The 26,062-nt window shown below is 60.8% G+C and carries 24 protein-coding genes; 9 read left to right on the forward strand and 15 right to left on the reverse strand.

Annotated elements, in window-relative coordinates:
* Positions 1-30: 30 nt before the first annotated feature.
* The 3 genes from rpsR to FFR93_RS24070 form a co-directional block, all read right to left on the reverse strand.
* Positions 31-279, reverse strand: a complete 249-nt coding sequence (rpsR, locus tag FFR93_RS24060) for a 30S ribosomal protein S18 (protein WP_004680498.1) — start codon at positions 277-279, stop codon at positions 31-33.
* A 12-nt stretch (positions 280-291) separates the two neighbouring features.
* A complete protein-coding gene (gene rpsF, locus FFR93_RS24065) occupies positions 292-750 on the reverse strand; it encodes a 30S ribosomal protein S6 (RefSeq protein ID WP_064706801.1) in 459 nt (152 codons plus the stop codon).
* 313 nt (positions 751-1,063) lie between these two features.
* Positions 1,064-2,107 (reverse strand): aldo/keto reductase, encoded by a 1,044-nt coding sequence (locus FFR93_RS24070; protein WP_138395043.1) that lies wholly within the window; start codon positions 2,105-2,107, stop codon positions 1,064-1,066.
* Between the two features lie 200 nt (positions 2,108-2,307).
* Here FFR93_RS24070 and fabD point away from each other — a divergent pair, with 200 nt between their 5' ends.
* From fabD to gmk, 7 genes are all read left to right on the forward strand, one after another.
* The gene (gene fabD / locus FFR93_RS24080; RefSeq protein ID WP_138395044.1) at positions 2,308-3,252 is read left to right on the forward strand and encodes an ACP S-malonyltransferase; all 945 of its coding nucleotides are present in this window, start codon (positions 2,308-2,310) and stop codon (positions 3,250-3,252) included.
* Between the two features lie 30 nt (positions 3,253-3,282).
* Positions 3,283-4,020, forward strand: a complete 738-nt coding sequence (gene fabG / locus FFR93_RS24085) for a 3-oxoacyl-[acyl-carrier-protein] reductase (protein ID WP_064706803.1) — start codon at positions 3,283-3,285, stop codon at positions 4,018-4,020.
* A 287-nt stretch (positions 4,021-4,307) separates the two neighbouring features.
* On the forward strand, positions 4,308-4,544 hold the full coding sequence (locus FFR93_RS24090) for an acyl carrier protein (RefSeq protein ID WP_003547058.1): 237 nt from the start codon (positions 4,308-4,310) through the stop codon (positions 4,542-4,544).
* Between the two features lie 93 nt (positions 4,545-4,637).
* Positions 4,638-5,900: a beta-ketoacyl-ACP synthase II gene (gene fabF / locus FFR93_RS24095; RefSeq protein ID WP_064706804.1), complete on the forward strand. Its 1,263-nt coding sequence runs from the start codon at positions 4,638-4,640 to the stop codon at positions 5,898-5,900.
* Between the two features lie 132 nt (positions 5,901-6,032).
* Positions 6,033-7,250, forward strand: a complete 1,218-nt coding sequence (gene mltG / locus FFR93_RS24100) for an endolytic transglycosylase MltG (protein ID WP_064706805.1) — start codon at positions 6,033-6,035, stop codon at positions 7,248-7,250.
* Positions 7,251-7,269: 19 nt separating this feature from the next.
* Entirely contained in the window at positions 7,270-8,157 is an 888-nt protein-coding gene (locus FFR93_RS24105) for a YicC/YloC family endoribonuclease (RefSeq protein ID WP_138395045.1), read from the forward strand.
* Positions 8,158-8,160: 3 nt separating this feature from the next.
* Positions 8,161-8,823 (forward strand): guanylate kinase, encoded by a 663-nt coding sequence (gmk, locus tag FFR93_RS24110; protein ID WP_138395046.1) that lies wholly within the window; start codon positions 8,161-8,163, stop codon positions 8,821-8,823.
* Between the two features lie 35 nt (positions 8,824-8,858).
* Here gmk and rsmA read toward each other — a convergent pair whose 3' ends face one another.
* From rsmA to FFR93_RS24145, 7 genes are all read right to left on the reverse strand, one after another.
* Positions 8,859-9,686 (reverse strand): 16S rRNA (adenine(1518)-N(6)/adenine(1519)-N(6))-dimethyltransferase RsmA, encoded by an 828-nt coding sequence (gene rsmA / locus FFR93_RS24115; protein ID WP_138395047.1) that lies wholly within the window; start codon positions 9,684-9,686, stop codon positions 8,859-8,861.
* Entirely contained in the window at positions 9,686-10,714 is a 1,029-nt protein-coding gene (gene pdxA / locus FFR93_RS24120) for a 4-hydroxythreonine-4-phosphate dehydrogenase PdxA (RefSeq protein ID WP_138395048.1), read from the reverse strand. The genes rsmA and pdxA overlap by 1 nt, the downstream gene beginning before the upstream one ends.
* Positions 10,715-10,720: 6 nt before the next feature.
* Positions 10,721-11,665 (reverse strand): peptidylprolyl isomerase, encoded by a 945-nt coding sequence (locus tag FFR93_RS24125; RefSeq protein WP_064706810.1) that lies wholly within the window; start codon positions 11,663-11,665, stop codon positions 10,721-10,723.
* 184 nt (positions 11,666-11,849) lie between these two features.
* Positions 11,850-14,180, reverse strand: coding sequence for an LPS-assembly protein LptD (locus FFR93_RS24130; RefSeq protein WP_138395049.1), 2,331 nt, complete (start codon positions 14,178-14,180; stop codon positions 11,850-11,852).
* Positions 14,180-15,268, reverse strand: coding sequence for an LPS export ABC transporter permease LptG (gene lptG, locus FFR93_RS24135; protein ID WP_064706812.1), 1,089 nt, complete (start codon positions 15,266-15,268; stop codon positions 14,180-14,182). Before lptG ends, FFR93_RS24130 begins: the two co-directional genes overlap by 1 nt.
* Entirely contained in the window at positions 15,265-16,446 is a 1,182-nt protein-coding gene (gene lptF / locus FFR93_RS24140) for an LPS export ABC transporter permease LptF (protein WP_064707065.1), read from the reverse strand. The genes lptG and lptF overlap by 4 nt, the downstream gene beginning before the upstream one ends.
* A gap of 99 nt (positions 16,447-16,545) precedes the next feature.
* Entirely contained in the window at positions 16,546-17,319 is a 774-nt protein-coding gene (locus FFR93_RS24145) for a phosphatase PAP2 family protein (protein ID WP_138395050.1), read from the reverse strand.
* Between the two features lie 144 nt (positions 17,320-17,463).
* Between FFR93_RS24145 and FFR93_RS24150 the strand changes: the two genes are divergently transcribed.
* The gene (locus tag FFR93_RS24150) at positions 17,464-18,957 is read left to right on the forward strand and encodes a leucyl aminopeptidase (protein ID WP_138395051.1); all 1,494 of its coding nucleotides are present in this window, start codon (positions 17,464-17,466) and stop codon (positions 18,955-18,957) included.
* Positions 18,954-19,403: a DNA polymerase III subunit chi gene (locus tag FFR93_RS24155; protein WP_064706815.1), complete on the forward strand. Its 450-nt coding sequence runs from the start codon at positions 18,954-18,956 to the stop codon at positions 19,401-19,403. The genes FFR93_RS24150 and FFR93_RS24155 overlap by 4 nt, the downstream gene beginning before the upstream one ends.
* Before the next feature lie 46 nt (positions 19,404-19,449).
* On the opposite strand, the gene FFR93_RS24160 is transcribed toward FFR93_RS24155, so the two are convergent.
* The 5 genes from FFR93_RS24160 to FFR93_RS24180 form a co-directional block, all read right to left on the reverse strand.
* The gene (locus FFR93_RS24160) at positions 19,450-20,376 is read right to left on the reverse strand and encodes a Gfo/Idh/MocA family oxidoreductase (RefSeq protein ID WP_064711152.1); all 927 of its coding nucleotides are present in this window, start codon (positions 20,374-20,376) and stop codon (positions 19,450-19,452) included.
* A gap of 98 nt (positions 20,377-20,474) precedes the next feature.
* Positions 20,475-22,514, reverse strand: coding sequence for a prolyl oligopeptidase family serine peptidase (locus tag FFR93_RS24165; protein ID WP_138395052.1), 2,040 nt, complete (start codon positions 22,512-22,514; stop codon positions 20,475-20,477).
* Positions 22,515-22,648: 134 nt separating this feature from the next.
* On the reverse strand, positions 22,649-23,080 hold the full coding sequence (locus FFR93_RS24170) for a hypothetical protein (RefSeq protein WP_138395053.1): 432 nt from the start codon (positions 23,078-23,080) through the stop codon (positions 22,649-22,651).
* Between the two features lie 87 nt (positions 23,081-23,167).
* Complete coding sequence (locus FFR93_RS24175; protein ID WP_138395054.1) at positions 23,168-24,016, reverse strand: polysaccharide deacetylase family protein; 849 nt, start codon at positions 24,014-24,016, stop codon at positions 23,168-23,170.
* Between the two features lie 127 nt (positions 24,017-24,143).
* A complete protein-coding gene (locus tag FFR93_RS24180; protein WP_138395167.1) occupies positions 24,144-26,027 on the reverse strand; it encodes an ABC-F family ATP-binding cassette domain-containing protein in 1,884 nt (627 codons plus the stop codon).
* Positions 26,028-26,062: the final 35 nt, after the last annotated feature.

Below are 26,062 nucleotides of genomic sequence, written 5' to 3' on the forward strand. Positions count from 1 at the left end.
CCTTCCCTTTGAAGTAATCGTCTCAGCCGATCAGGCGACGACGTAGGGCAGCAGGCCGAGGAAACGGGCGCGCTTGATCGCCTGGGCGAGTTCGCGCTGCTTCTTCTGGGAAACGGCCGTGATGCGGGACGGAACGATCTTGCCGCGCTCGGAAATGTAGCGCTGCAGCAGGCGTACGTCCTTGTAGTCGATCCGCGGCGCGTTTGCGCCGGAGAACGGGCAGGTCTTGCGGCGGCGATGGAACGGGCGGCGGACCGGAGCGGAGGAAGCTTCAGACATTCTTATATCTCCTTATGCACGGTCTTCGCGGGGAGCGCGATCCGGACGCGGCGCGCGCTGGAACTCGCCGTCACGGCGCGGGGGACGGTCGCCGAATTCGCGACGCGGGCCACGGTCGCCACCTTCGCGCGGGCCGCGATCGTCGCGGTCGCGCTTCTGCAGCATGGCAGACGGACCTTCTTCGTGCTTTTCGACGGCGATGGTCATGTAGCGAAGAACGTCTTCGCTGATGCGCATCTGGCGTTCCATTTCCTGGATCGCAGCCGGCGGTGCATCGATGTCCATCAGGGCATAGTGAGCCTTGCGGTTCTTCTTGATGCGATAGGTAAGGGACTTGAGGCCCCAGTTCTCGATGCGCCCGACTTTGCCGCCGTTAGCTTCGATCACGCCCTTGTACTGTTCTACGAGGGCATCGACCTGCTGAGCGGAAATATCCTGCCGGGCAAGGAATACATGTTCATAAAGAGCCATGACAGCTTTGCCTTTCTTGCGTTTGGTTCAACCCGATATTCGGCGGCTAAGCCTCAACGACTGCTCCTGATTGGGCGTACCCAGGCAAGAAAAGCGTTTCCGAGACGGTCGAGAGCGGAGACACGGGAGGCTGGAACGCTTCCGTTCCGAACGATTTCCAGGTGAAAATCGGCCCTCCGTTCAGCCACCAGCCAGAAGACCGGGTTAACGAACAGCGCGGCTTATACGGATTTTTCGGCGAAAGGCAAGCGCAATCGGACATTTGAACCCGACGCAGCTCAATCGGCAGGCGTCGGGCAGATGCGGGGATAGATCAGAGCGTCAGCGGATACTGCCGATGCACCTTGGCGATCTCCGCCAGGATTTCGTCCGAAAGCGTCAGGTCGGCCGCGCCGATATCGACCTTCAACTGCTCCATCGACGTCGCGCCGATGATGACCGAGGTCATGAAGGGCCTTGATCGGCAGAAGGCGAGCGCCATGACTGCCGGGTTGAGGCCGTACCGGGCCGCAAGCGCCAGATAGGCCTTGGTTGCAGGCTCCTGCAGCGGCTGCAGCCGGCCGCCGATATCGGGATTGATCGACGCGCGCGACCCCTTCGGCCTCTGACCATCGACATATTTTCCGGTCAGGATGCCGCCCGCGAGCGGCGAATAGGCGAGCAGCCCGACATCCTCGTGATACGAGAGTTCGGCGAGATCGAGGTCGAAATGGCGGTAGAGCAGATTGTACTCGTTCTGGACGCTTGCAACGCGCGGCAGGCTCTTCTGTTCGGAGAGCGTCAGATATTTCTGGATGCCCCAGGTGGTCTCGTTGGAAAGGCCAATCGCGCGGATCTTGCCCTCCTTCACTAGCGCGTCAAGCGTTTCCAGGATATCGAGCATATTGGCGACAGCCTCCTGCCGATCCTGCTTGAACGGATCGTAGCTCCAGTTCTGACGGAAATGGAAATGGCCGCGGTTCGGCCAATGGACTTGGTAGAGATCGACATAATCGGTTCTCAGCCGCTTGAGGCTGGCCTCAAGCGCCAGGCGGATGTTCTTCGCATCGGCGCCTGCTCCGCCGCGCAGATAATCGCGCCCGCGTCCGGCGACCTTGGTGGCGAGCACGATGTCTTTGCGTTTTCCTGATTTGCTGAACCAACTGCCGATATAATCTTCGGTCCAGCCCTGGGTTTCGGCCGAGACCGGCGTCGTCGGATAAAGCTCGGCGGTATCGAAGAAATTGACGCCTTTCTCGACGGCGTAATCCATCTGCGCATGAGCGTCGGTTTCGCTGTTCTGCGAGCCCCAGGTCATGGTGCCCAGGCAAATTTCTGAAACGGAGATGCCCGTGCGGCCTAGAGAATTGTACTTCATGGGAAACCTTGGAAGAGAGGTGGAAGCCTTGGGGAAGTCTGCGCGAATCTAGGCCGGATTTGGCGGAGCGCAAGAGCAAAAACCGGGCTTTTGCACGCGGACGAAAGGCTTTGCGGAGAATCTGCCGCCACTTGACTCTGCCGGAAAGAATGTCAATTGGAGGCAAAACAGCCTCGATAGGCGCAATCAGGGACATGAGAATGACCATTGCTTTCACTTTTCCCGGCCAGGGCAGTCAGGTCGTCGGCATGGGTAAGGATCTGGCCGAGAATTTCACGGAAGCTCGCGCCGTTTTCGAAGAGGTCGACGAGGCGCTCGGTGAAAAGCTCTCGGATGTGATGTTCAACGGTCCGGAGGACACGTTGACCCTGACGGCGAACGCCCAACCGGCGCTGATGGCGGTTTCCATCGCCGTCGTCCGCGTTCTGCAGGCCAAAGGGCTCGATCTGAAGTCCCGGGTCGCCTACGTTGCCGGCCATTCGCTCGGCGAATATTCGGCCCTCTGCGCCGCCGGTACTTTTTCGCTCGCCGACACTGCGCGGCTGCTGCGCATCCGTGGCAATGCCATGCAGGCGGCCGTCCCCGTCGGCGTCGGCGCCATGGCGGCGATCATCGGCCTGGAACATGCCGACGTCGTGGCCGTCTGCGAGGAGGCCGCCGCAATCGGCGCCTGCCAGATCGCCAATGATAATGGCGGCGGTCAGATCGTCATCTCGGGCGAGAAGGCGGCCGTCGAAAGGGCGGCCGGCCTTGCCACCGACAGGGGCGCCAAGCGCGCCATCTTGCTGCCGGTTTCCGCTCCCTTCCATTCGACGCTGATGGCGCCGGCGGCCGAGGCCATGCGCGAGGCGCTGGCTGGCGTGAAGAAGGCCGATCCGGCCGTGCCCGTCATCGCCAATGTCCGCGCGGCTCCGGTCACCAATGCCGAGGAGATCGCCGCGCTTCTCGTCGAGCAGGTCACAGGGCAGGTCCGCTGGCGCGAGACGGTGGAATGGTTTGCCGGAAACGGCGTCACGACGCTTTACGAACTCGGGTCCGGCAAAGTGCTGACCGGCCTGGCCCGCCGCATCGACAAAACAGTCAACGGCATCTCCGTCGGCGGCCCCGCGGATATCGACGCGGCCGTCGCCGCCCTCATGGCCTGATTGATATTTTCAGATATAAGGAACGTTTCCATGTTCGATCTTTCCGGCCGCAAGGCTCTCGTCACCGGCGCATCGGGCGGCATCGGCGAGGAAATTGCCCGTCTTCTTCATAAGCAGGGCGCCATCGTTGGCCTGCACGGCACCCGCGTCGAGAAGCTGGAGGCGCTGGCGGCCGAGCTCGGCGAGCGCGTCAAGATCTTCCCGGCAAACCTGTCCGACCGTGAGGAGGTCAAGGCGCTCGGCCAGAAGGCGGAAGCCGATCTCGAAGGGGTGGATATTCTGGTCAACAATGCCGGCATCACCAAGGATGGCCTCTTCGTGCGCATGAGCGACGAGGATTGGGACGCTGTTCTCGAAGTCAACCTGACGGCGACGTTCCGCCTGACGCGCGAGTTGACGCATCCGATGATGCGCCGCCGTTACGGCCGTATCATCAATATCACCTCGGTCGTCGGCGTCACCGGCAATCCGGGGCAGGCCAATTATTGCGCCTCCAAGGCCGGCATGATCGGATTCACCAAGTCCCTGGCGCAGGAAATTGCGACGCGCAACGTGACGGTCAACTGCGTCGCGCCCGGCTTCATCGAAAGCGCCATGACCGGCAAGCTGAACGACAAGCAGAAGGAAGCGATCATGGGGGCGATTCCGATGAAGCGGATGGGCACCGGCGGCGAGGTCGCGTCGGCCGTTGCCTACCTTGCGTCCTCCGAGGCTGCCTACATGACCGGCCAGACGCTGCATGTAAACGGCGGCATGGCTATGATCTGAAACGACAAACTGTTGGCATCGGATTATTTCCCGCCAATAGCATGTTGAGCAATCACGAAGCGTTGATTTTCTGGCTTTGCGGCAGACTTAAACCATGTTAAGCGGGCCATGACTGTGAACAGTCGTCCCGAGAAAGCAGACGGACCGGCGGGCTTTTCGCAAGCCTGGGACATCTCTGAAGCCGGGTAAACGAGTTTGCCGAGGATGTCTGAAAACATCGCAGGCTGAAACAGGGTAGGGGTGCCGCAACGGCATTCCGATCAGGACATAAGGTCGAGGAAACCGACATGAGCGATATCGCAGAACGCGTAAAGAAAATTGTTATTGATCATCTTGGCGTCGATGCCGACAAGGTTGTCGAGAGCGCCAGCTTTATCGACGATCTGGGCGCTGACTCGCTCGACACGGTCGAACTTGTCATGGCTTTCGAAGAAGAATTCGGCGTTGAAATTCCTGACGACGCTGCCGACTCGATCCTGACGGTCGGCGATGCAGTGAAGTTTATTGAGAAGGCCCAGGCCTGATACTGTATATTTGAGAAAGGGCGGGCCTGGAGTCCGCCCTTTTCTTTTCGGCATATTTCTCCATAGAATATAAGAGACGGGGGAAACCACGCGATGAGACGTGTCGTCATCACCGGTACCGGCATGGTATCACCCTTGGGATGCGGAACTGAGGTGACGTGGTCTCGGCTGCTTGCCGGCCAGAACGGTGCCCGTCTGGTCACCGAATTCGAAGTCGATGACCTTCCCGCCAAGATCGCTTGCCGTATCCCGATCGGCGACGGCACCGATGGCACGTTCAGTGCCGATCAGTGGATGGAGCCGAAGGAGCAGCGCAAGGTTGATCCCTTTATCATCTACGGCATGGCCGCCGCCGACATGGCGCTTGCCGATGCCGACTGGCATCCCGAGACGGATGAGGATCAGATTGCCACCGGTGTGCTGATCGGCTCCGGCATTGGCGGCATCGAAGGCATCGTCGAGGCAGGCTACACCCTGCGCGACAAGGGTCCCCGCCGCATCTCCCCCTTCTTCATCCCCGGCCGCCTGATCAACCTCGTTTCCGGCCAGGTCTCGATTCGCCACAAGCTGCGCGGACCCAATCATTCGGTTGTCACCGCCTGCTCCACCGGCGCGCATGCGATCGGCGATGCCGCGCGGCTGATCGCTCTTGGTGACGCCGACGTCATGGTCGCCGGCGGTACGGAATCTCCCGTCAGCCGTATTTCGCTCGCAGGATTTGCCGCCTGCAAGGCGCTGTCGACCCAGCACAATGACGATCCGCAGAAAGCTTCGCGCCCCTATGACCGCGATCGCGACGGCTTCGTCATGGGCGAGGGCGCCGGCATTGTCGTGCTCGAAGAGTTGGAGCATGCCAAGGCCCGCGGCGCCAAGATCTACGCCGAAGTCGTCGGCTATGGCCTGTCGGGTGACGCCTATCACATCACTGCGCCTTCCGAAGACGGCGAGGGTGCCGGCCGCTGCATGGCGATGGCGCTGAAGCGCGCCGGCCTGACGCCGGCCGACATCGATTACATCAACGCCCACGGTACTTCGACCATGGCCGACACGATTGAACTCGGGGCTGTCGAGCGCCTGGTCGGCAACGCAGCGTCCAAGATATCCATGTCCTCGACCAAATCGGCGACGGGACATCTTCTCGGTGCTGCCGGTGCGATCGAGGCGATCTTCGCGACACTTGCCATCCGTGACAACATTGCGCCGCCGACGCTCAATCTCGACAATCCCGAACGCGAGACGGCGATCGATCTTGTTCCGCACAAGGCTCGTGAGCGAGAAATCAACGTGGCCCTGTCCAACTCGTTCGGATTCGGCGGCACGAACGCATCGCTTGTGCTGAGCCGCTACGCACAATAAGGGCCGCGTCGTAGCAGGCCGTGTGAAAGCACAACGACCGGCAGCGGCTTCGTTGAACGGTGGCAGAACCTGTTTTTGCCGCATTGCTTCGCGAAATAGCGAAATGAGGGCGCAGTTTATAGAGGATTGCCGGTGAGCGACACGACGAACCAGAGCAGCGATACCCAGGCGCAGAAGGGACCGATCATCCCGAAATCGCCGAGCGAAGCCCTGCGTCCCGAACGTGTTCCGGAGCCGCCGAAACGTTCCAAGAACGCCCGCAGCCAGATCGTACTTTTCCTGAACTTCATCATGACGATGACGGTCCTGGTCTGCGTCCTTGCCGTCATCGGCTTCTACTACGCGACTTCGACCTATCAGAGCCCGGGGCCGCTGCAGACCAACACCAATTTCATCGTTCGCAACGGTGCGGGCCTGGCGGAAATCGCCTCGAATCTCGAGCGCAACGCGATCATCTCCGATGCCCGTATCTTCCGTTATCTCACGGCGACGCATCTTTCCGCCGGCGAGAGCCTGAAGGCCGGTGAATACGAGATCAAAGCGAGAGCCTCCATGAGCGATATCATGGAGTTGCTGAAATCAGGCAAGTCCATTCTTTATTCAGTTTCCTTCCCCGAAGGCCTGACGGTCCGCCAGATGTTCGACCGCATGCTCCAGGACCCGGTGCTGGAAGGCGATCTGCCGGCCGCACTGCCGGCCGAAGGCAGCCTGCGCCCGGACACCTACAAGTTCTCGCGCGGCACCAAGCGCTCGGAAATCATAGAACAGATGGCGGCCGCACAGCAGAAGCTCGTGGATCAAATTTGGGATAAGCGTGACCCCTCGCTGTCGCTGCGATCCAAAGAAGAGTTCGTGATCCTCGCTTCGATCGTCGAAAAGGAGACCGGCGTTCCCGACGAACGTGCCCATGTCGCTTCCGTTTTCCTGAACCGGCTTGCTAAGGGAATGCGCCTGCAGTCTGATCCGACGATCATCTACGGGCTTTTCGGTGGCGAGGGAAAACCGGCCGACCGGCCGATCTACCAGTCGGACCTGAAGCGGGACACGCCATACAATACCTATGTCATCAAGGGCCTGCCGCCGACGCCGATCGCCAATCCCGGCAAGGATGCGCTGGAAGCCGTCGCCAACCCTTGGAAGACCCAGGATCTCTATTTCGTGGCCGACGGCACCGGCGGCCACGTTTTTGCCGCTACACTTGAGGAGCACAATGCCAACGTCAAGCGCTGGCGCAAGCTCGAGGCCGACAAGGGTTCGGACCCGAACATAGCGGTCGATGGTCAGCCGGAAGAGCAGCCGGGCGAAAATGGCGCGGCCGTCGTGCCGCCGAAGAAAAAGAAGATCAACTGACAACTTTCGGGAGGCTCGGATGGCTTTGCAGTCCATGACCGGTTTTGCGCGGCGCGAGGGAACGAGCGGCCGCTGGCGCTGGGCATGGGAACTGCGCTCGGTCAACGGTAAGGGTTTCGACCTGCGCCTGCGCCTGCCGCCCGGCCTCGAACGCATGGAGGCGGAGGTCCGCCGCCTTGCCGGCGAAACCTTCAGCCGCGGCAATCTGCAGGCATCCCTGTCGGTTACCGCCGACGAGAACCGTTTCGAGGCGGTGCTGAACAAACAAGCGCTTGCCGCCGTGCTTGCCATGCGCGAGCAGTTGGTGGACGTGATCGATCCGGCGCCGTTGAAGCTCGATACGCTGCTTTTGGTGCGCGGAATCGTGGAGTTCCGTGAAGGCGAGGATGGCGAAGAGGCGCTTGCCGCCCGTGATGCCGATATTGTCGCCGGCCTCTCGGCCGCGCTTGCCGATCTCCGGGCGATGCGCGAACAGGAGGGAGCGGCGCTTTCCCGCGTTCTTCTCGATCATGTCGCGACGATCGAAGAGCTGACGCGGACGATCGAGGCGGATCCGTCGCGATCTCAGCCTGAGATCGCGTCCCGGCTTGCGGCACAGGTCGCGTTGCTGATGGAGGGCATGGCCGCGCTTGACCGTGACAGGCTGCATGCCGAGGCCGCCTTGTTGGCGACAAAGGCGGATCTGCGCGAGGAGATCGATCGCCTGAAGGCGCATATAACTGCAGCGCGCGATCTCCTGCTGAAAGGTGGACCTGCAGGGCGCCGACTGGACTTCCTTGCACAGGAATTTAACCGCGAATCGAATACCATCTGTTCGAAGTCGAATGCCTCGGCCATCACTGCCGCCGGCATCGAACTGAAAGTCGTGATCGACCAGTTCCGCGAGCAGGTCCAGAATTTGGAGTAGGACATGAAACCGGCGAAATCCTCGCCCGTGCAGATCGCCCGCCGCGGTCTAATGCTTGTCATTTCGTCGCCGTCGGGCGCCGGCAAGTCGACCATTGCGCGCACGCTTCTGGAGACCGACAAGCACATCGGCCTCTCCGTCAGCGTCACCACGCGCCAGCGCCGCCCGAGCGAGGTCGAAGGCGTGCATTACCACTTCAAGAGCGTGCGCGAATTCGAGCGGCTGCGCGATAGCGACGCGCTTCTCGAATGGGCCGAGGTGCATGGCAATTTTTACGGCACGCCGCGCGAGCCGGTCGAACAGGCCATGGCCGAAGGTCGCGATATGCTTTTCGATATTGATTGGCAGGGCGCCCAGCAGTTGCAGGAGAAGATGTCGGCCGACGTCGTCTCGATTTTCGTGCTGCCGCCGACCATGACGGAACTCCAGTCGCGGCTGCACCGCCGTGCCGAGGACTCCGCGGAAGTCATTCAGACGCGCCTGGTCAACAGCCGCGCCGAGATCGCCCATTGGCGCGAATATGATTATGTCATCGTCAATGACGATCTCAATAATGCATTCGACGCCGTCCAATCGATCGTCAAGGCCGAACGCCTGCGCCGCGATCGCCGTCACGGAATGTTCGATTTTGTCCGCGAGTTGCTGGAAGAGACTCCAGCACTCTAAGCGCATTCGTTATGCGTCCAACAGCAAGTGTGGCTCTAAAGGCTATTTGCGAGAAGGCAGAATTCTTCGACTGAGAGGGTCTCCGCCCGCCGCGCCGGATCTATTCCGGCCTTGATGAGCAGGCTCTCGCCGCCGACCGGCTTCAGGCTCTGGCGCAGCATCTTGCGGCGCTGGCCGAAGGCGGCCTGCGTTACTTTTTCCAGATTGGCGACGGCGCAGGGGATGGGGTTCTCCCTGGGGACAAGATGCACCACCGTCGACGTCACCTTAGGCGGGGGCGTGAAGGCTTGCGGCGATACGTCGAAGGCCATGCGTGCTTCGGTCCGCCAGCCGCAGAGCACGCCGAGTCGGCCGTAATGGTCGTCGTCCTCGCCGGCGACGATACGCTCGCCGACTTCCTTCTGGAACATCAGCGTCAGCGACTGCCAGAACGGCGGCCAGGTCCTCGGCAGCAGCCAGTTGACCAGCAGCTGCGTGCCGACATTATAGGGCAGGTTGGCGATGATCTTGACGGGGCCTTCGGGTGCCAATGACTCGAAATCCGTTTTAAGCGCATCCCCTTCGATAACCTCAAGTCGGCCGGGATAGTGATCGGCGATCTCGGCAAGCGCCGGCAGGCAGCGCGCGTCCCGCTCGATGGCAATCACCTTCCTGGCGCCAAGCGACAGGATCGCGCGGGTCAGCCCGCCGGGGCCGGGCCCGACCTCGAAAACGGTGGTATCTTCGAGCGCGCCTGCCGTGCGGGCGACCTTCTGCGTGAGGTTGAGGTCGAGCAGGAAGTTCTGCCCAAGCGCTTTGCGCGCATCGAGGCCGTGACGCTGAATGACGTCGCGAAGCGGCGGCAGCCCATCGAGTGCAGCCATCAGCGGCGGCTTTCCGCGGTGCGGCCAAGCTGGGCGGCGAGCTTCAACGCCGCAATCAGGCTCTGCTCACGCGCCAGTCCCTTGCCGGCAATGCCGAAAGCGGTGCCGTGATCCGGCGAGGTTCGCACGAAGGGAAGGCCGAGCGTGACGTTGACGCTGTCGTCGAAACCAAGCGCCTTGGCCGGGATCAGGGCCTGATCGTGATACATGCAGATGGCCACATCATATCGCGCCCGCGCCTCGTCATGAAACATCGTATCGGCGGGCAGGGGGCCGATCGCATCGATACCCTCGTCGCGAAGGCGCTCGATTGCCGGGCGGATGACGTCCTCGTCTTCCTTGCCGATCATCCCGGTTTCGCCCGCATGCGGATTGAGGCCGGCTACGGCGAGTCGCGGCGCTTCGATGCCGAAGCGCTGCATCAGATCCTCGTGAGCGATCCGGCAGGTCTCTATGATCAATTCCTCCGTCAGCACCTGCGGCACGTCTCGGATCGGGATGTGGATGGTGACGGGAATGGCCCTGAGTCTTGGTCCCGACAACATCATCACCGGTGTCACCGGCCTTCCGGTCGCCCTGGCGGCAAGATCGGCGAGGAATTCTGTATGGCCGGGAAAACCGAAACCCGCCTCGTACAGCACGGCCTTGGCGATCGGATTCGTGACGACCGCGAGCGCCTCGCCGCCGATTACGAGCGAGACTGCTTTCTCGATCGCGGCAATCGTGCTCTTGGCCGTTGCCGGATGCGGCTCGCCGGCCACGACCGCGATGCCGGCCGGCACGCTCATGACCGGCAGCGCCTCGGCAAATACGCCTGTTGCATCGCCGGCCTTGTCGATCTCACGGATGGAAACCGCCAGATTAAGCTGGCGGGCCCGCAAGGCCAGGACATCCGGGTCGCCGGCCAGGAAAAAAGGCGGAAGCCCGAGTTCACGCCGCCGGAGCCAGGCCATCAGGGTGATATCCGGCCCGATGCCGGCGGGATCGCCCTGGCTCAGCGCAAGTGGTCGTGAAAAGGGTATCGCCATCGTCGGTCAGCGATAGGCGATCTGCGCCTTCTTGCGCAGTTCTTCCAGGTATTTTTTGCTGTTCTCGTTTTCCGGCGGGCCATTCTTGCCGGCCTTGGACTTGTCGAGATCTTCCTGGCGGAAAACCATTTCGGCGGCCTGGTCGTCGGAGACCTGGCGCTGGCTGCAGATCGCCAGATATTCGACGCCTTTCTCGGTGACGCGGGTGCCTGTCGTGTTGCCCTTGGCCTGCTCGACCAGAGGCTTCCAATCCGGCGGGATCTCAGGAGCGAGCATGCGGCCGAGATCGCGCACCGAAACGTCGCGCATCGTCGCGGCAAAGACCTTAGCCTGATCGCAGCCGGGATATTTCGCGCGCGATGCCTCGGCCTCGCTCTTGCGCTTGCCCGTGATGGCGCCGCGCTTGGCCTCAGGAATGACGAAGATGATCTGCTGCAGCATATATTCCGTCGTCACCGGCTTTTGTTTGTTGTTCTGCATCATGCGCGAGACGAGGTCATAGTTCGACAGTCGCGAGCTCGAGCCGTAGCGCGCATTGACGACGCGCGGCCAGCTCATCTGTACGGCGATGAAGTTTTTGAAATGGTCGACGCCGACGCCGGCGCGATCGAGGATCTGCGACATCTGCTCGACGGAAAGCTTGTTGCCGGCCGAAAAACGCGCGAAAGACGCATCGACGTCCTGTTGCGAAACCGACATGCGGACGCGGGCGACCTCCTGGCGCTTGAGCGTTTCGTCCACCAACTGCTCCTTGGCGGTCTTGGCGTCGGCCGGCGCTTTCTGCAGGCGCAGGAAAGCCTGGCGCTTGGCGACATCGCCGCTGGTGATGGCGGTGCCGTTCACCACGGCCTGGACTTCGCTTGCTGCAAGCGCCGGGGCGGCAAGGCCCGTCAGCAAGGCAAGCGCTGCGCCGGTGAGAAAGGCGGTTATGGCTTTTTTCGCGTCAATCATCTGTTGACCTCCCAATAGCGCCGCGAGCCGTTGTTCGCGGCGTCCTTACCACAGTGCGAGACACGCGGAAATCGCCTCCGCCATGGCGCGAAACCCCTATGCCTCGAATATCGACTGGCGGCAATGTCCTGCACAGGCTTACGGCGAAAGAATGACTTGAGGCCATGTTTGCGCCGTTCGCCCATTAATTGGAGAGGGTATCGGAGCCGATCTTGATGTCGCCGAGCGTCCGGAACGTCAGCCGCGCGCCGATCGTCCAGTCGCTTGCCGACTCGTCTTCAGAGTCCCTGCTATCCGTGTAGGCGATCGTGAAGATCGTGCATTCGTCCTCATAGGAAAGGCCGAGCGTCCGACGGCTGATCACATCGTTGTTCAGATCCCACGCGATGCCGCCGAAGATCGACCAGTAATCCTTGAACTTGACCCTGCTGCTCGTCTGGATCTCGTCATTATCCTCGGCGAAGCCATAGGCCGGCTGGGCGCTGAGATGGGTGTAGGTCACCTGCGTCTGGAAAGTGTCGTTCTGGTAGGCCGTCGTCAGGTCTCCACGGCGAAACTCGAAATCCTTCTCGTCGAGCCGGTAGGAGGCGGCAACGGAAACACCGTACGGCGTTTCCACGCCGCCGAGGCCGACATAATCGGAGCGGTCGGTTTCGAGGCCCGAATCGGCGCCGACATTGACGAGGTCATCGGTCGCGAACGAGTTCTGGCCGGCGATCTGATAAGACTGGCCGAAAATGCCGTGCAGCTTGTAACCGCTGTCAAAAGTCCCGGTGTACTGGAAGCCGACATTGGCGCGGGTGCCGCCCTCGACGCGGTCGTAACCTGAGAACTTATCTCGGTCGAAGAGGGAGGTGGCATCGAAGACGAAACTTTGTGCATCCTCGTTCGGCAGCCGGCCGGCGAGTTGCTCGTCGGGGCGCGCATAGATCTGGGCGATGGGCTCCAGAATATGCGTGCTGTTATCAGTTGTCATCAGGATCGGATACCGCACCTCCAGCCCGGCTGTGAGCATCGAGCGGGTGGCGGAATTGTCATCAAGATAATCGCCGGCGTAACCGGTCGGATTGTCCATGTTCAGCGCGAAAGCGTCGCCGCGCGCGGCCAGGAGCGGCGTGATCACCAGGCCGGTCGGCGTGACATAGGTGCGTTTCCACTGAAGTTCGGCGGTCAGGCGCGAAGTCTGGCCCTTTAGACCGCGGAAGCGGTCGAATCCGTCCACGGTGTAGAAGTCATCATGTGTGCGCGAAATATTCGTCAGGTTGACGTCTGCAGAAAGTTCGCCGCCTGCTAGCGGCTGAGGTGCGACATAGTGATAATCAAACGCGGGATAGACGATGGCCTGCTGTTTTTCGGCCGTGTTCGTCCGGTCGGCATCCTGGACGTCGAAATAAAACGCCCTCATGTCGAAATAATTACGTTTCCCAAGCCCCGTCAGGTAGATCTGGTTCGTGCGATCCGTGCCGCTCAGGCCGCGGAGCTTGTAGGTTTTCGAGAAATTGTTGTCGCTCTGCACCATGACGTCCCAGCCGAACGTCCAGCGCGGATTGATGCGGAATTCGGCCTTTGACGCCACCATGCCGCGCTGCTCGGCTTCGGCATCGCTGGTACCAGAGCTGAAATTACCCGGATTTGCCTGGTCGATGCCGGCGACGCGCAGGATATGCGTGCCGTTCTCGAAACGCTGACGGAATTCTCCTTCGACAAGGAATCCCTGGGCCGTGTAGCCGGTTGCGGTAACCGTCGCATCCATGCTCGGCGAGATCACGTAATAATAAGGAATGGAAAGGCCAAAGCCGAGGTTCTGCGACAGGCTCATCGTCGGGAACAGGAAGCCGGACTTGCGCTTCACCGTATTGTCGGGAACTTCGATGAACGGCACGAAGGCAATAGGGTAACCGAGCAGCTCGAAACGTGCCCGCTCCAGACGGATCGTATGCGTCTCACCGTTCTGAATCACGCGCTTGGCCTTGACCTGCCAGAAGGGTGCGCGCTTCGGATCTTCGGCGCAGGGAAGGCAGGCTGTGTAGACGCCCTTGTTGAGGATCATCTTCGTGCCGCCGACACGCTCGCCCGTTTCGGCGACGATACGGGTATTGTCGGCTGTTTCGATGCGCAGCGAATTGATAAATCCGTCGGCGAAATTGTCGGTCACGTCAAGGTTGTCGGCATAGATGCGGTTACCGTCCGGGCTGACGAGCTCGACATTGCCGAGCGCCATCATCCGGCCGGTCTTCTGATTGTACTCGACCTTCTGCGCGACCATTTTGTAGCCGCCATAGTTGATCTGTACGCCGCCGACTGCCGACACGACTTCGGCGTCACGGTTATAGACGAGTTCGTTGGCCGAAAGCAGAAGCTTGGCCCCCTCGGGAATGTTATTCTCGATATTTTGCTCGGGCGTGCCGGCCTGGCCATAGGAGGCCGGAGCACTGCCGAAATAGGAACATAAAGCCGCACCGACAAGCAGGGCAACCATTTGTTTACTAAAATACTTGCGGTCGCCTACCGCCACTAGCCGTCCTCCTGATGAAGCAAAATAGTCGCGCCCAAGGCCAGCGCGACGACAACCGGTATCCAGGTCGCCACGAAGGGAGGCACGACTCCACTGCTTCCGAATGCTTTAACAAGCACGGTGATGACATAAAGCATGAAGCCCGACAGGATTCCACCCAGAATCACGGACCGGGATTGGTTGAACCGGCTAAATTTTAGGGACACTGTTGCAGCAATGAGAGTCATGGCTACCAACAGCAATGGCTGGGACAACAGAGAGTTGAATTGTGTCTCCAATGCCTTGGTCGAGATACCGAAGGATTTAGCCGCCGCAATGCGGTTGGAAAGGTCAAAGAAACCAATTGTTTCCGGCGCTGTCAGCCGCTCCTGGACGAAATCCTGTTTCAAATTGGTGCGAAGTTGGACCGAAGCTTTGCGCAGCGGGATTTCGCCAGGCTTACGCTCGACGACGCTGTTAAGCTGCCAGTAACCATCTTCCAACTTTGCCGTGGCGGCATCCTGTCTCAAAATGACTCGACCGCCCGAATCGAAATGGATCAATACGGCGTCTATCAGCTTGGTTCCGTTCTCCTGGACCGTCTGGGCGCCGATGATGACGTCGTCGCGGCCACTGATCTGGCGCAGCCACGGAATCTGCGGCGCCTTGCGCAGAACCGCATTTTCGCCCCGCCAGTCGGATTCGACAAGCAGCGCCTGGCGCTGTCCCCAGGCGGCAAGCGGGTTGAGCGCCGTCATCGTCAGCACGCCGAGCGCCAGTGAACCGACGATGAAGGGAAGCATGAACTGCCAGACCGAAATGCCGGCCGCGCGCGTGACTACGAGCTCATATTTGCGATTGAGTCCGATCAGCACTGTCATGCCGACGAAGAGCGCGATGAAGGGGATTGTCTGCTGCAATATGAGCGGCAGGCGCACGGCGGTCATCACGATGCCGCCTCCGATCGTATAGCCGGGCAGGCCAGACATGCGTCCGGCCGTCTCGCTGAAATCCAGGAGGAAGGCGATGGCCGACACGCCGATCAGGAACCAGCCAGTCGTCGCCAGGTAGCGGCGAAAGAAATAACGCGACAATGTCCCGAACATCATTGGGCGGCGCCCCCGCCGGACCTGCTGGTCGCGGCAAGCAGTCTTCCCTGCATTCGTCTCCAGGAAAGCGATATCCGATCCCAGATGAACGAAGGCATGACCAGTCGCTTGTGCAGGCCAAGGAAGATGATCGAGACGATGCTGCTGACGATCGGGATGGCGTAGAGAACGGCGATATATTCCGGATCGGTGTCGATTTGGTTTGCCGCGTAGAAGGCAGCCCAACGTAGCGCGAAAGCATAGGCGAGCGCGCTCACCATCGGGTGCAGCCGTGCTTCGCGGTGCGAGCGTGCGTCGCCGGCGATCGCCAGCGAAAACAGTGCAAAGACGACGGGCAGGATCCAGTCCGTCAGCCGCCGATGCAGTTCGGCGCGGTAGCTCTGCGGGCGGATCGTATAGTCCTTGTCGTTCGGATCCGGATTGAACAGGAACCACAGGTCACGATCGCTGGCCTTCAGCGTCGCCTGACCGCGGCTCTCCGTCATGTCCGAGAGGTCGAACGAATAGGAATCGAAGTTGATGACCGAGACGTTGCCGTCGGGCGTTTTGCGATGCACCTCGCCATCGTGCATGATCAGAGTCGTTCCGGTATCGTCGACGGCGCCTTCTTTGGCGTAATAAATGAGTTCGTAGGCGGGGTCCCTCTCGTCGGCGACGAACAGGCCCTTCAGCATACGCCCCGCGAGGCGCTGCGAGATCTGGACATAGAGACCGTCGTCGAGCTTGCGGAAAGTCTTCTCCTCGATGACCGAGGAGAGAAGATCGGCGTAGGTCTCGGCGATCATCTGACGCGCCACGGTCTTTGCTCGTGGCTCGACGATATTGTCGACGAAGAAGGAAAAGACGCTGATGACGGCGGCAAGCAGCAGGATCGGGCGGACCAGAATGCTGCGCCGTGCGCCGGCCGCGTCGATGACGGTCAACTCGGAATCATTGTTCATCGTCGTCAACGTCTGGGTGATGGCGATGACGAGGGCGAAGGGCAGCACCACGGGAATGATCGACGGCAGGATCATCGTCGCCAGCTTGGCGAACGAGCCGATCGACTGGCCGCTGTCGGTGACGAGGTTGATGCGCTGCAGGACTTGGGTCGTCCAAATGATCGCCAGCACGGGCAGGAGCGCCACGAGAAACATCTGGCCGACCCGCCGCAATATGTATGTTTCGAGTAGTTTCATGCCGGCCCTTGAAAGCACCTGCACGCCCAAACGGCTTGCAGGAGAAACCCTCTACGCTCTTTGTCGCGCTTTTGCGACAAGCAGGTGTCAAAAATTCATTCAAATTTCAGAATTTTTTTGGCTCTGTTGCGACTCAGTTAGCGCCAGCAGCGCTGCGAAGACGACAAGCGAGGAGAGCCATCCGAGCGTTACGTCGGAGAGGTAATGCGCGCCGAAGGACAACCGCAGGGCCGGTGTCAGGATCGAGATCACGGCGACAGGCGGCACCAGCGCGTAACGCAGCGATTTCGGGACGAAGAGCAGAAGGCAGAACAGCCATCCCGCGCTCGCAGCCTCGCCGGAGACGAAGGAGCAGTTCGAGATACATTTGCCGGCCAGTGAACCGGCCTCGACAAAATGCAGGGCCCCGCCAAACATATCCGTCTGCAGCGGTCGCGGCCGGCCCCAATGTTCCTTCAGGATAACATTGACGAGCAGCACCGGCCCGATCAGCAGCGTTCCTAGTGCGACTTTGAGCTTGCGCGCCCGCTCGGCGTTGAAGGTCGCGCCGTGCTGCTGGTAACACTCGATGAATTTCCACAGCATTACGATCGCGACGACATAGGGCAGGCGGAAGAAGATGGTGCGCAGCAGGTCGAGATTCCCCGAATCGCGATAGGGAAAGCCGCCGCAGATGCTTCCGGCAGCGGCACTCGCGTCACAATCTGCGCCCACGAAAAAAAGCTGGGAAAAATAGATGTCTATTGCGGGGAAGGCGCGAAAGACGGCAAGCAGCGCCCACCACGTCCAGAACAGAAGCAGGAATGCACCGAAAGCCGTTTTCGGCAGGCGGATCACCGGCCTTCGCCATGGATTTTTCGAAAAAACTGTCAACGCTAATATCTACGAAGCTGACGAAAACATGAGGGCTTGGACGGCCGCGGGCGACCATAACAATAGTCGCAAGCCATTGACAGACCCGCCAAACGCGAAATTATCCGCCAGGGACGGATTTCAAAGAATCCCAGCGGAGAAGACATGTCAGCAAAGTTCGAAATTTCATTCTCGAAGTCGGCAAAGCTCAATGGCGGACTGGCAATCCTGTTGAAAACTGCGGAGGCCGAGAGCGCCGCAGGCGCCGAAACGGCCGACCCTGCAGGCGTGATCGCAAGGGCTACGAAAATCGCTCGGTTCTCCGCTAAGTCAATGGCCGCGCTCGATATTGTCGCCCCGGAGGGGGCTCCCGTCGAGCGCATCGTCGTCGTCGGACTGGGCAAGGCTGGCGAACTAACCGCCCATGACTGGCTGAAGGCCGGTGGCGCCACGGCATCTAAAATCAAGAATACCGACAAGGCCGCCATCTTCGTCGACGTGCCCGGGCTTGAGACCAACGCACGCGCAGCCGCGGATTTCGCGCTCGGCATGCTGCTTCGCGCCTACAGCTTCGATGCCTATAAGACAAAGAAGAACGACGATGAGGAGAAGCCGGCAAAATCCGTCAAGGTGACGATCGTCACCGCCGATGCGGCCGGTGCCAAAAAGGCGTTTTCCGATTCCGAAGCGATTGCAGGCGGCGTCAATCTCGCCCGTGACCTCGTCAATGAACCGCCGAACGCGCTTGGGCCGGTCGAATTCGCCGCCAGGGCAAAGGAACTCGAAGGGCTGGGCGTCGAGGTGGAAATCCTGACCGAGAAGGAAATGCGCCGCCTTGGCATGGGCGCGCTGCTCGGCGTCGCGCAGGGCTCCGTGCGTCCGCCGCGTCTGGCGGTCATGCAGTGGAAGGGCGGCAAGGCCAAGGACCGCCCTGTCGCCTTCATCGGCAAAGGCGTCGTCTTCGATACCGGCGGCATTTCGATCAAGCCTGCCGCCGGCATGGAGGACATGAAAGGGGACATGGGCGGCGCCGCAGCCGTCACCGGCCTCATGCATGTGCTCGCTTCGCGCAAGGCCGCCGTCAACGCCGTCGGCATCATCGGCCTGGTCGAGAACATGCCTGATGGCAACGCCCAGCGTCCGGGCGACATCGTCACCTCCATGTCCGGCCAGACGATCGAGGTGATCAATACCGATGCCGAAGGCCGCCTCGTGCTCTGCGATGCGCTCTGGTATTGCAATGATCGGTTCAAGCCGCAGTTCATGATCAATCTCGCCACATTGACCGGCGCGATCGTCGTGGCGCTCGGCAATGTGCATGCCGGTTTATTCTCCAATGACGACCAGCTTTGCTCGCAGCTGGCGGCAGCCGGCCTTTCGACAAACGAGAAGCTCTGGCGCATGCCGCTCGGCAAGGATTACGACAAGCTGATCGACAGCAAGTTTGCCGACATGAAGAACACCGGCGGCCGTCAGGCCGGCTCGATCACGGCGGCGCATTTCCTCAAACGCTTCGTGCAGGACACGCCCTGGGCGCATCTCGACATTGCCGGCACGGCGATGGGTTCGCCGCAGGATGAGATCAACCAGTCCTGGGGTTCCGGTTTCGGCGTCCGTCTGCTCGACGAGCTCGTTCGCACCCATTATGAATCCCGATGACGGATATTCTCTTTTATCATCTCACCGAAACCAGGCTGGAAGACGCGCTACCGCCGCTCCTCGACAAAAGCGTCGAGCGCGGCTGGCGCGTAGCGGTCCAGACGCGCGATGTCGCGCGGCGCGATGCTCTCGATGCGCATCTTTGGACTTTTCGTGAGGAGAGTTTCCTGCCGCATGGGACCGACACGGCTGATTTCGCCGAAAACCAGCCGGTGCTTTTGACGGTAACCTCGGACAATGCCAATGCGGCGACGGTTCGTTTCATTGTCGACGGCGCCGAGCCGCCGCCGCCCGATGCCTATGAGCGCGTTGTCTTCATGTTCGACGGCCACGATCAGGAGCAGTTGGAAGCTGCGCGAGCGCAGTGGAAGAGGCTGAAAGGCGAGGGGCATAACCTCACCTATTGGCAGCAGACACCGGAAGGGCGGTGGGAGAAGAAGGCTTGAGCGGGTCCTTGCCGTCGGAGTCGACGGGCAAGGACCGCCAGATGACTCAATCGTGGAAGGCGTCGACGAATTTCCGCTTGCCGAGCATGAAGGCGTCGGCGACGTGGCGCAGCGGTGCGAGATCGACATCCGATTTGCCCGCCTTGATGATCTCGGCGAAGCGGCGATAGAGCGAAGGATATTCCTGTTCCGGTTCGGCAAATGTCAGCGTACCGTCGATGGAAAGCTTGGCGCCGCCCTCGGAGAGGACCATTTGGCCGGCCGCCGTTTCTGCGACGATGTCCCAGCTCTGCTTGCCGGTTTGGCGCCAGTCGAATTCGGCATGAACCGGCAGGCCGTCTGCATCGCGGAAGTGAATGTCGGCGGCGATCGGTGCATCGCGATTCTCCGGGAATTCCAGCACAGCCCCAGTGATGAAGACCTGCCGCGGCAGGATATGGGTGACGATTGAGAGCGCATTGATACCGGGATCGAAAACACCGAGACCGCCCGCCTGCCAGATCCATTCCTGGTTCGGATGCCAGTGGCGGACATCCTCCTTCCAGATCACATGCACGCTTTTGATCGTCGTCGAAGCAAGAAACGCCTTGGCGGCTTCGACGGCCGGGGCATAGCGCGAATGCCAGCTGGCAAAGAGCGACGCACCTTGCTTGTTGGCTAACGCCTCCAGATCAGCCACTTCGCTCAGCGTTGCGCCGGGCGGCTTTTCCAGAAAGACGTGCTTGCCGGCCACGAGCGCCTTATAAGCTGCCTCGTAGCGATATTGCGGAGGCATGCAGAGCGAAACGGCATCGATCGAGGGCTCGGCGTCGAGCATTGCTTCGATCGTGGTGTAGCTGTTGATGCCTTCGACCGTGCCGTGACGGCTTGCCGTCGCCACGAGCTCGAAATTCGGGTTCTTGGCAACGGAGGGAAGGTGCTGGTCGCGGACGATCTTGCCGACGCCGACGATGGCGAGATTGATAGGGGACATGGTGTTTCGCTCGGGCTTCTAGGAAAAGTATGATTTATTGAGGTTCTTGTAGCAGAAAGAGAAGCGTCGACAAGCTCTGCTCCCCATTCCTGTGTATCCTATCGCATGATGGTCTCGCGAAGGAAGCTGTAACCCATCGCTGCGCGGGCGGCGCGCTCCTCGGAATTGCCATCGCCGCCATGTCCGCCCAAGCCGAATTCGTGGAAGAGTGGCTTATGTCCTTCTTCCTCCAGCCGCGCTGCAAATCGACGTGCATGCGAGGGATGCACGCGGTCGTCATTGGTGGAGCTTTCGATATAGATCGGCGGGTAGGTGATCTCACTGGCCGGCCGGATATTGTGAAGCGGCGAATAGCCGAGCATGAAGTCCCGGTCCGCCGGCGTGTCCGGGTCGCCATATTCGTCCATCCAGGCTTTTCCCGCGCTGAACAGGTGGAAGCGTGTCATATCGAGAACCGGCACCTGACACCAGACGGCGCCAAAATCGTCCGGGTAGCGTGTCAGCATCACGCCCGTCAGAAGGCCGCCATTGCTGCCGCCCTGGCAGGCGATGCGCGACGGCACGGTGTAGCCGCGGGCGACGAGATCCCTGGCAATAGCGACGAAATCGGCAAAGGCTTTGTCCCGCCCCAGCCGCTTGGCGCTGCGATACCAGTCAGGCCCGAATTCACCGCCGCCGCGGATATAGGCCTGCACATAGGCGCCGCCTTGCTCCAGCCAGCGGCCAGTTACGCCGGAGTAATTCGGCGACAGCGAAACATCGAATCCGCCATAGCCGTAGATCAGCACCGGCAGTGCGCCCTTGGTCCACTGTCGCGGCAGGACCAGGCGGTAAGCGACCCTGGTCCCGTCCTCGGACACAGCCTCCAGCAGCTCCGACGACATATCGGTCGCATCGAAATAGCTCGGCGCCACTGCCGTGAAAATCGGCTCCGGCTGTTTGCTGCGATCGGAGAGCTCGAGACGGTAGCAAGTGGGTGGCTGCAGGAAACCCTGACCGACGATGTGGAGCGTGTCGTTCCCATGATGCAGATCTGCATAGAGAGGCTTGAAATGAGCCGTCTGCATCTCCGCCGGCAACGCGATTTCCCGCTGTTCAGCATCGGGCTTTGTGAGGTCGAGCACGAGAAGACGCGGGCGCAGCCTGTCCGAAATGATGAACACGCACCATTCGCGCATCAGCATCATCTGCGCGACCGACTGGCCCTCGCCAGGTTGGAACAGGACTCGCTCCGGTCCGAGTATCGTCTGAGATTGCGGCTCGAAGCGTTGCAGCACGAGGCTACCGGTTGGAACGCGCTCGTCGGTCTTTGCGCGCCAGAGGCAATGATCGCGATTGAACTGAAAGTCGGCTTCTTCAGGCAAATCGATGCGTTGGCGCTTGCCGTCGTCTCCGATGAGGAAAGCGCTTGCGACGCCGATCTCATGGCCCGCGACGAAGATCTCTATCAATGCTGCATCCGGCGAAGCACCGGAAAGGGCGGGGTCGATGACCAGATTGGAGCCGTAAACGTCCTCGTCCGCCGCTTCGAACATGATGGCGGCATCTTCCGGCCGCTGTCCGCGCTTCAACCGCCGCCCGACGCGCGGCCATCCCGAGCGGGTCGCCGAAAATCGGTCGATCGAGCCGAAATAACAGATCTCGTCGCGGCTCAACCAGGTGGCATGCGATCGCGCGGCGGGGGTGTCAAATCCGCCCTTCACGATCTGTTTGCGCTCGGCGTCGAATTCGAGCAGGCGGACCGGGTCGGAGCCGCCGTCCGAAAGCATCAGCAGGACGCGCGTCGGCTCCCACGGGCAGGTGACGGCGCCGCGCCAGGTCCAGCGCTTGCCTTCGTCGAGGCAGAAGGCGTCGAGATCGAAGACCGGCTCCCAATCGGCCTCCGGCAACGGCGGCTGCTCGGCTGGCAAGCGTAGCCAGACCCCGAGGGGATTGTCCTTGCTCTGCCGGAAATCGAACAGCCATCCGCCGCGGCGCATCGGCACGATCAGCCTGTCCTGCCGCTCGATCAGCGCCTTGATCGCCTCGCGATCCTCGACAAACTGCGGTGTTCTTAATGCCGCGTCGGAAAAGGCATTGTGTTCGTCGATAAACTGGCGGGTGCGCGGATCCTCGTCCGCTTCGAGATGAAGGTTCATGTCTGAGCTGCCGGCTTCGTTGATTCCGCATAGATCTAGCGCATGATGCGGATAAACGTGAGCGGTTTTCTCCTTCACGCTCTCATTGTCCAAGGGGCTCATCCCTGGCAAGCCAGCCTGCTCACATGGAGTGTTTACTGTCCAATTTCGGCGTCATGAGCCTTTTTCAGCGCGTCGCATCCCCCAAGCTCCTTCGTAGCAGTCGAAGCCCATTCCTGCACCTGTTCGTCAGACATCGTTAGCTTGGGGTTTTCTTGAGCGAGCAGGTTTAGGCCTGCGTCCTCCATTTTTTCGATAGCTGCCTCGACTTCTTTGTAGATCTCAGTTCCTGAATCGCATCCCTGCTTCTCGATGTACCCTAGAAATCGGGGACGCAACGGCCTCGGTTCAGCCCCGCAATATTTTTCCGCGAGAACATGAGCAGTGAGCGCGTATTCAAGTCCCATGAATCGGGACTCGACTGCTTCGTTCGGATTGAAACTGTTTCTACAGAAATTTGCAGATTCAGCATTGGCGGCAACGAGCGGCACGGAAGCTAACAACACGCCGCAGAGATAGCGAAGCAAACCACGTTCCTCCAAAAATCCTCTCGACTAGAAGCAGCGGCGTTGCGGTCTAAAAGTTTTAGTCAGCACTCGACCGAAAAGCATTTCCTAGCGGGTCATCACCAGATCGGCCGAGGCAACGAGGTTGCTCGGCGCCTGCGGCTTCTTGAATTTCAGCGTCACGACCTTGTAGCCTTCGGTTTCGAGTTTCGAAAGCAGGGTGGGCAGCATCGTTACGGTGCGCTTGTGGATGTCGTGCATCAGAATGATGCCGCGGCCGCGCTTGTGCAGCAGGTTCATCGTCAATTGCGTCACGGACACCGGTGTAGCGCTGAAATAGTCCTTGCTATCGATGTCGACATCCATCACGACCAGACCGCGCATGGCGATGGCGGCGCGCAGCCTGTGGCTCTCGGCGAGGTAAGGGAAGCGGAAGAACGAGACGTCTGTCCCCGTCGCCTTGGTCACTGCCAGTTCGCCCTTGACGACCTCGTCCATCGCCGCATCGAAGCGCAAAGAGGTCAAGTTGGCATGGTCATAGGTGTGACTGCCGATTGCGTTGCCCTCCATCGCCACCTTGCGCGCCAGCGCCGGATGCATCTCGGCCATCTCGCCGACCATCATGAAAGCGCCCTTGACGCCGAACTGGTCGAGGATCGCGAGCACCTTATCCGTCCGGCCGGGGATCGGGCCATCGTCGAAGCTTAGGATCACTTCCTTGTCATTGAGCTTGAGATCGGCGAGCGAGGAGACCTCCAGCGTCCGCCCGGAGAGGTGATGCGGGCCGGCAAAGGGCGGTGTTCCATCATCAGTGGTTGGTTTGCCGAAAGGTGTCCGCCCCTCAGGCGCGATCAACGATGCAGTTTTGATCGAGGTGTCGGGGATTTGTCTGGTCGTGCCGCAGGCGGAGAGGGCGGCCGCAAGGGCGATGCAGGCCAGCGCGGAAAAACGATGCATGGAAAGGGCTCAACAAATCAGCAATGAATGTTGAGACAACCTTTCGAAGTATGGTTAACGATCGGTTGAGATCGGCAGGAATTGTGTTAACGCGTCGCAGTCAGCCGCGTTTCCTCGAAGACTGTGACTATCCCGCCATTGCCTCTTCATATTCGGAAGACAGCATCAGCCATTCTTCCTCGGCGGCGGCGAGTTTTGAGGCGGCCTCGCCGCGCTGTTTTACCTTTTCGGCCGCTTTCGCAGGCGTTTTCTCATAAAGCGCCGGATCCGCAAGTTCCGCATCAAGAGCCCGAATCTGTTTCTCCAGCTTCGCCGTCAAGGATTCGATTTCGTTGATCTTTTTCTTCAGCGGCGTCAGCGAGGCGCGCCTTTCAGCATTCAGCTTGCGCTGGTCGGCCTTCGATGTCGTCTCGTCGGCGGCCTGCGGCTTCTCTTCTTTCCTCTTGCCGGAACTGACGATCAGGTCTCGGTATTCGTCCATGTCGCCTTCGAAAGTGGTGACCGTGCCGCCATTGACCAGCCACAGCCGGTCGACCGTCGCCTCAATGAGGTGACGGTCGTGCGAGATCAGGATCACGGCGCCGTTGTAATCGTTCAGCGCTTCGATCAGGGCACGGCGGCTGTCGATGTCGAGATGGTTGGTCGGCTCGTCGAGAATGAGGAGGTTAGGCGCATGGAAGGCGGCAAGCCCCATTAGCAGGCGTGCCTTCTCGCCGCCGGAAAGATCTTTGGCGGCGGTTGCCATCTTCTCGGTCGCCAGTCCCATTTGCGCGACGCGGGCGCGCACCTTGGCTTCCGGTTCGGCGGGCATCAGACGCCGCACATGTTCCACCGCCGACTGTTCCGGGATCAGGTCCTCGAGCTGGTGTTGCGCGAAGAAGCCGATCTTCAGGCTCGGCGCGAGTTTTACTTCGCCACTCTCCGGCGACAGTCGCCCTGAGATGAACTTGGCGAAGGTCGACTTGCCGTTGCCGTTGGAGCCGAGCAAGGCGATGCGATCGTCGTTGTCGATGCGCAGGTTGAGGTTCTTCAGGATCGGCTTGCCGGGTTCGTAGCCGACGGAGCCGCCCTGGATTGCAACGATCGGTGAGGCCGGCTGCTTCTCCGGCTCCGGGAAGGTGATCGGTTGCACATGGTCCTCGATGACGGCTGCAACCGTTCCCATGCGCTCGAGCGCCTTGACGCGCGATTGCGCCTGCCGGGCCTTGGAAGCCTTGGCCTTGAAGCGGTCGATGAAGCTCTGCAGATGTTTGCGCGCTGCCTCATTCTTGGCCCTGGCCTTCGTCTGCAGCTCGTCAGCCTCCGCCTTCTGCCGCTCGAACTGGTCGTAATTGCCGCGGTAGAAGGTGAGCTTCTTCTGGTCGAGATGGACGATGGAATTGACCGCATTGTTCAGGAGGTCACGGTCGTGGCTGATGATGATGACCGTGTGCGGATAGCGGCGGATATAATCTTCCAGCCACATAGTGCCTTCAAGGTCGAGATAGTTGGTCGGCTCGTCGAGCAGAAGCAGGTCCGGCTCGGCGAAGAGCACGGCGGCAAGCGCCACGCGCATGCGCCAGCCGCCGGAGAAGGAGGAGGCGGGTCGGGCCTGCGCCGGCTGGTCGAAGCCGAGGCCGGCGAGGATGCTTGCGGCGCGCGCTTCGGCCGAATGCGCATCGATGTCGACGAGGCGCATCTGGATTTCGGCGATGCGGTGCGGATCGCTTGCCGTTTCAGCCTCGGCAAGCAGGGCCGCGCGTTCCTTGTCGGCGGCAAGCACAATCTCGATCAGGGAATCCTCGGTTCCCGGCGCTTCTTGGGCCACCTGACCGATACGCGCCGCCTTCGGGATCGACACCGACCCTGTCTCCGAGCCGAGATCGCCGGTGATGACGCGAAACAGCGTGGATTTGCCGGCGCCATTGCGGCCGACCAGCCCTGCTTTCGTGCCCGAAGGCAGCGAAAGGCTGGCATTGTCGAGAAGCAGGCGCCCGGCAATGCGGGCAGAAATATCGGTGAGCGTGATCATGGCCGGCGTTGTGGCCGAAACTGCCTGCCAAGGCA

Source organism: Rhizobium sp. MHM7A, assembly GCF_005862215.1.
Classification (GTDB): Bacteria; Pseudomonadota; Alphaproteobacteria; order Rhizobiales; family Rhizobiaceae; genus Rhizobium; species Rhizobium bangladeshense.

Coding starts and splice junctions, on each gene's coding strand:
- rpsR (WP_004680498.1), bottom strand. CDS start 279: ATGTCTGAAGCTTCCTCCGCTCCGGTCCGCCGCCCGTTCCATCGCCGC.
- rpsF (WP_064706801.1), bottom strand. CDS start 750: ATGGCTCTTTATGAACATGTATTCCTTGCCCGGCAGGATATTTCCGCT.
- FFR93_RS24070 (WP_138395043.1), bottom strand. CDS start 2,107: ATGAAGTACAATTCTCTAGGCCGCACGGGCATCTCCGTTTCAGAAATT.
- fabD (WP_138395044.1), top strand. CDS start 2,308: ATGACCATTGCTTTCACTTTTCCCGGCCAGGGCAGTCAGGTCGTCGGC.
- fabG (WP_064706803.1), top strand. CDS start 3,283: ATGTTCGATCTTTCCGGCCGCAAGGCTCTCGTCACCGGCGCATCGGGC.
- FFR93_RS24090 (WP_003547058.1), top strand. CDS start 4,308: ATGAGCGATATCGCAGAACGCGTAAAGAAAATTGTTATTGATCATCTT.
- fabF (WP_064706804.1), top strand. CDS start 4,638: ATGAGACGTGTCGTCATCACCGGTACCGGCATGGTATCACCCTTGGGA.
- FFR93_RS24105 (WP_138395045.1), top strand. CDS start 7,270: ATGGCTTTGCAGTCCATGACCGGTTTTGCGCGGCGCGAGGGAACGAGC.
- gmk (WP_138395046.1), top strand. CDS start 8,161: ATGAAACCGGCGAAATCCTCGCCCGTGCAGATCGCCCGCCGCGGTCTA.
- rsmA (WP_138395047.1), bottom strand. CDS start 9,686: ATGGCTGCACTCGATGGGCTGCCGCCGCTTCGCGACGTCATTCAGCGT.
- pdxA (WP_138395048.1), bottom strand. CDS start 10,714: ATGGCGATACCCTTTTCACGACCACTTGCGCTGAGCCAGGGCGATCCC.
- FFR93_RS24125 (WP_064706810.1), bottom strand. CDS start 11,665: ATGATTGACGCGAAAAAAGCCATAACCGCCTTTCTCACCGGCGCAGCG.
- lptG (WP_064706812.1), bottom strand. CDS start 15,268: ATGATGTTCGGGACATTGTCGCGTTATTTCTTTCGCCGCTACCTGGCG.
- lptF (WP_064707065.1), bottom strand. CDS start 16,446: ATGAAACTACTCGAAACATACATATTGCGGCGGGTCGGCCAGATGTTT.
- FFR93_RS24150 (WP_138395051.1), top strand. CDS start 17,464: ATGTCAGCAAAGTTCGAAATTTCATTCTCGAAGTCGGCAAAGCTCAAT.
- FFR93_RS24155 (WP_064706815.1), top strand. CDS start 18,954: ATGACGGATATTCTCTTTTATCATCTCACCGAAACCAGGCTGGAAGAC.
- FFR93_RS24160 (WP_064711152.1), bottom strand. CDS start 20,376: ATGTCCCCTATCAATCTCGCCATCGTCGGCGTCGGCAAGATCGTCCGC.
- FFR93_RS24165 (WP_138395052.1), bottom strand. CDS start 22,514: ATGAACCTTCATCTCGAAGCGGACGAGGATCCGCGCACCCGCCAGTTT.
- FFR93_RS24175 (WP_138395054.1), bottom strand. CDS start 24,016: ATGCATCGTTTTTCCGCGCTGGCCTGCATCGCCCTTGCGGCCGCCCTC.
- FFR93_RS24180 (WP_138395167.1), bottom strand. CDS start 26,027: ATGATCACGCTCACCGATATTTCTGCCCGCATTGCCGGGCGCCTGCTT.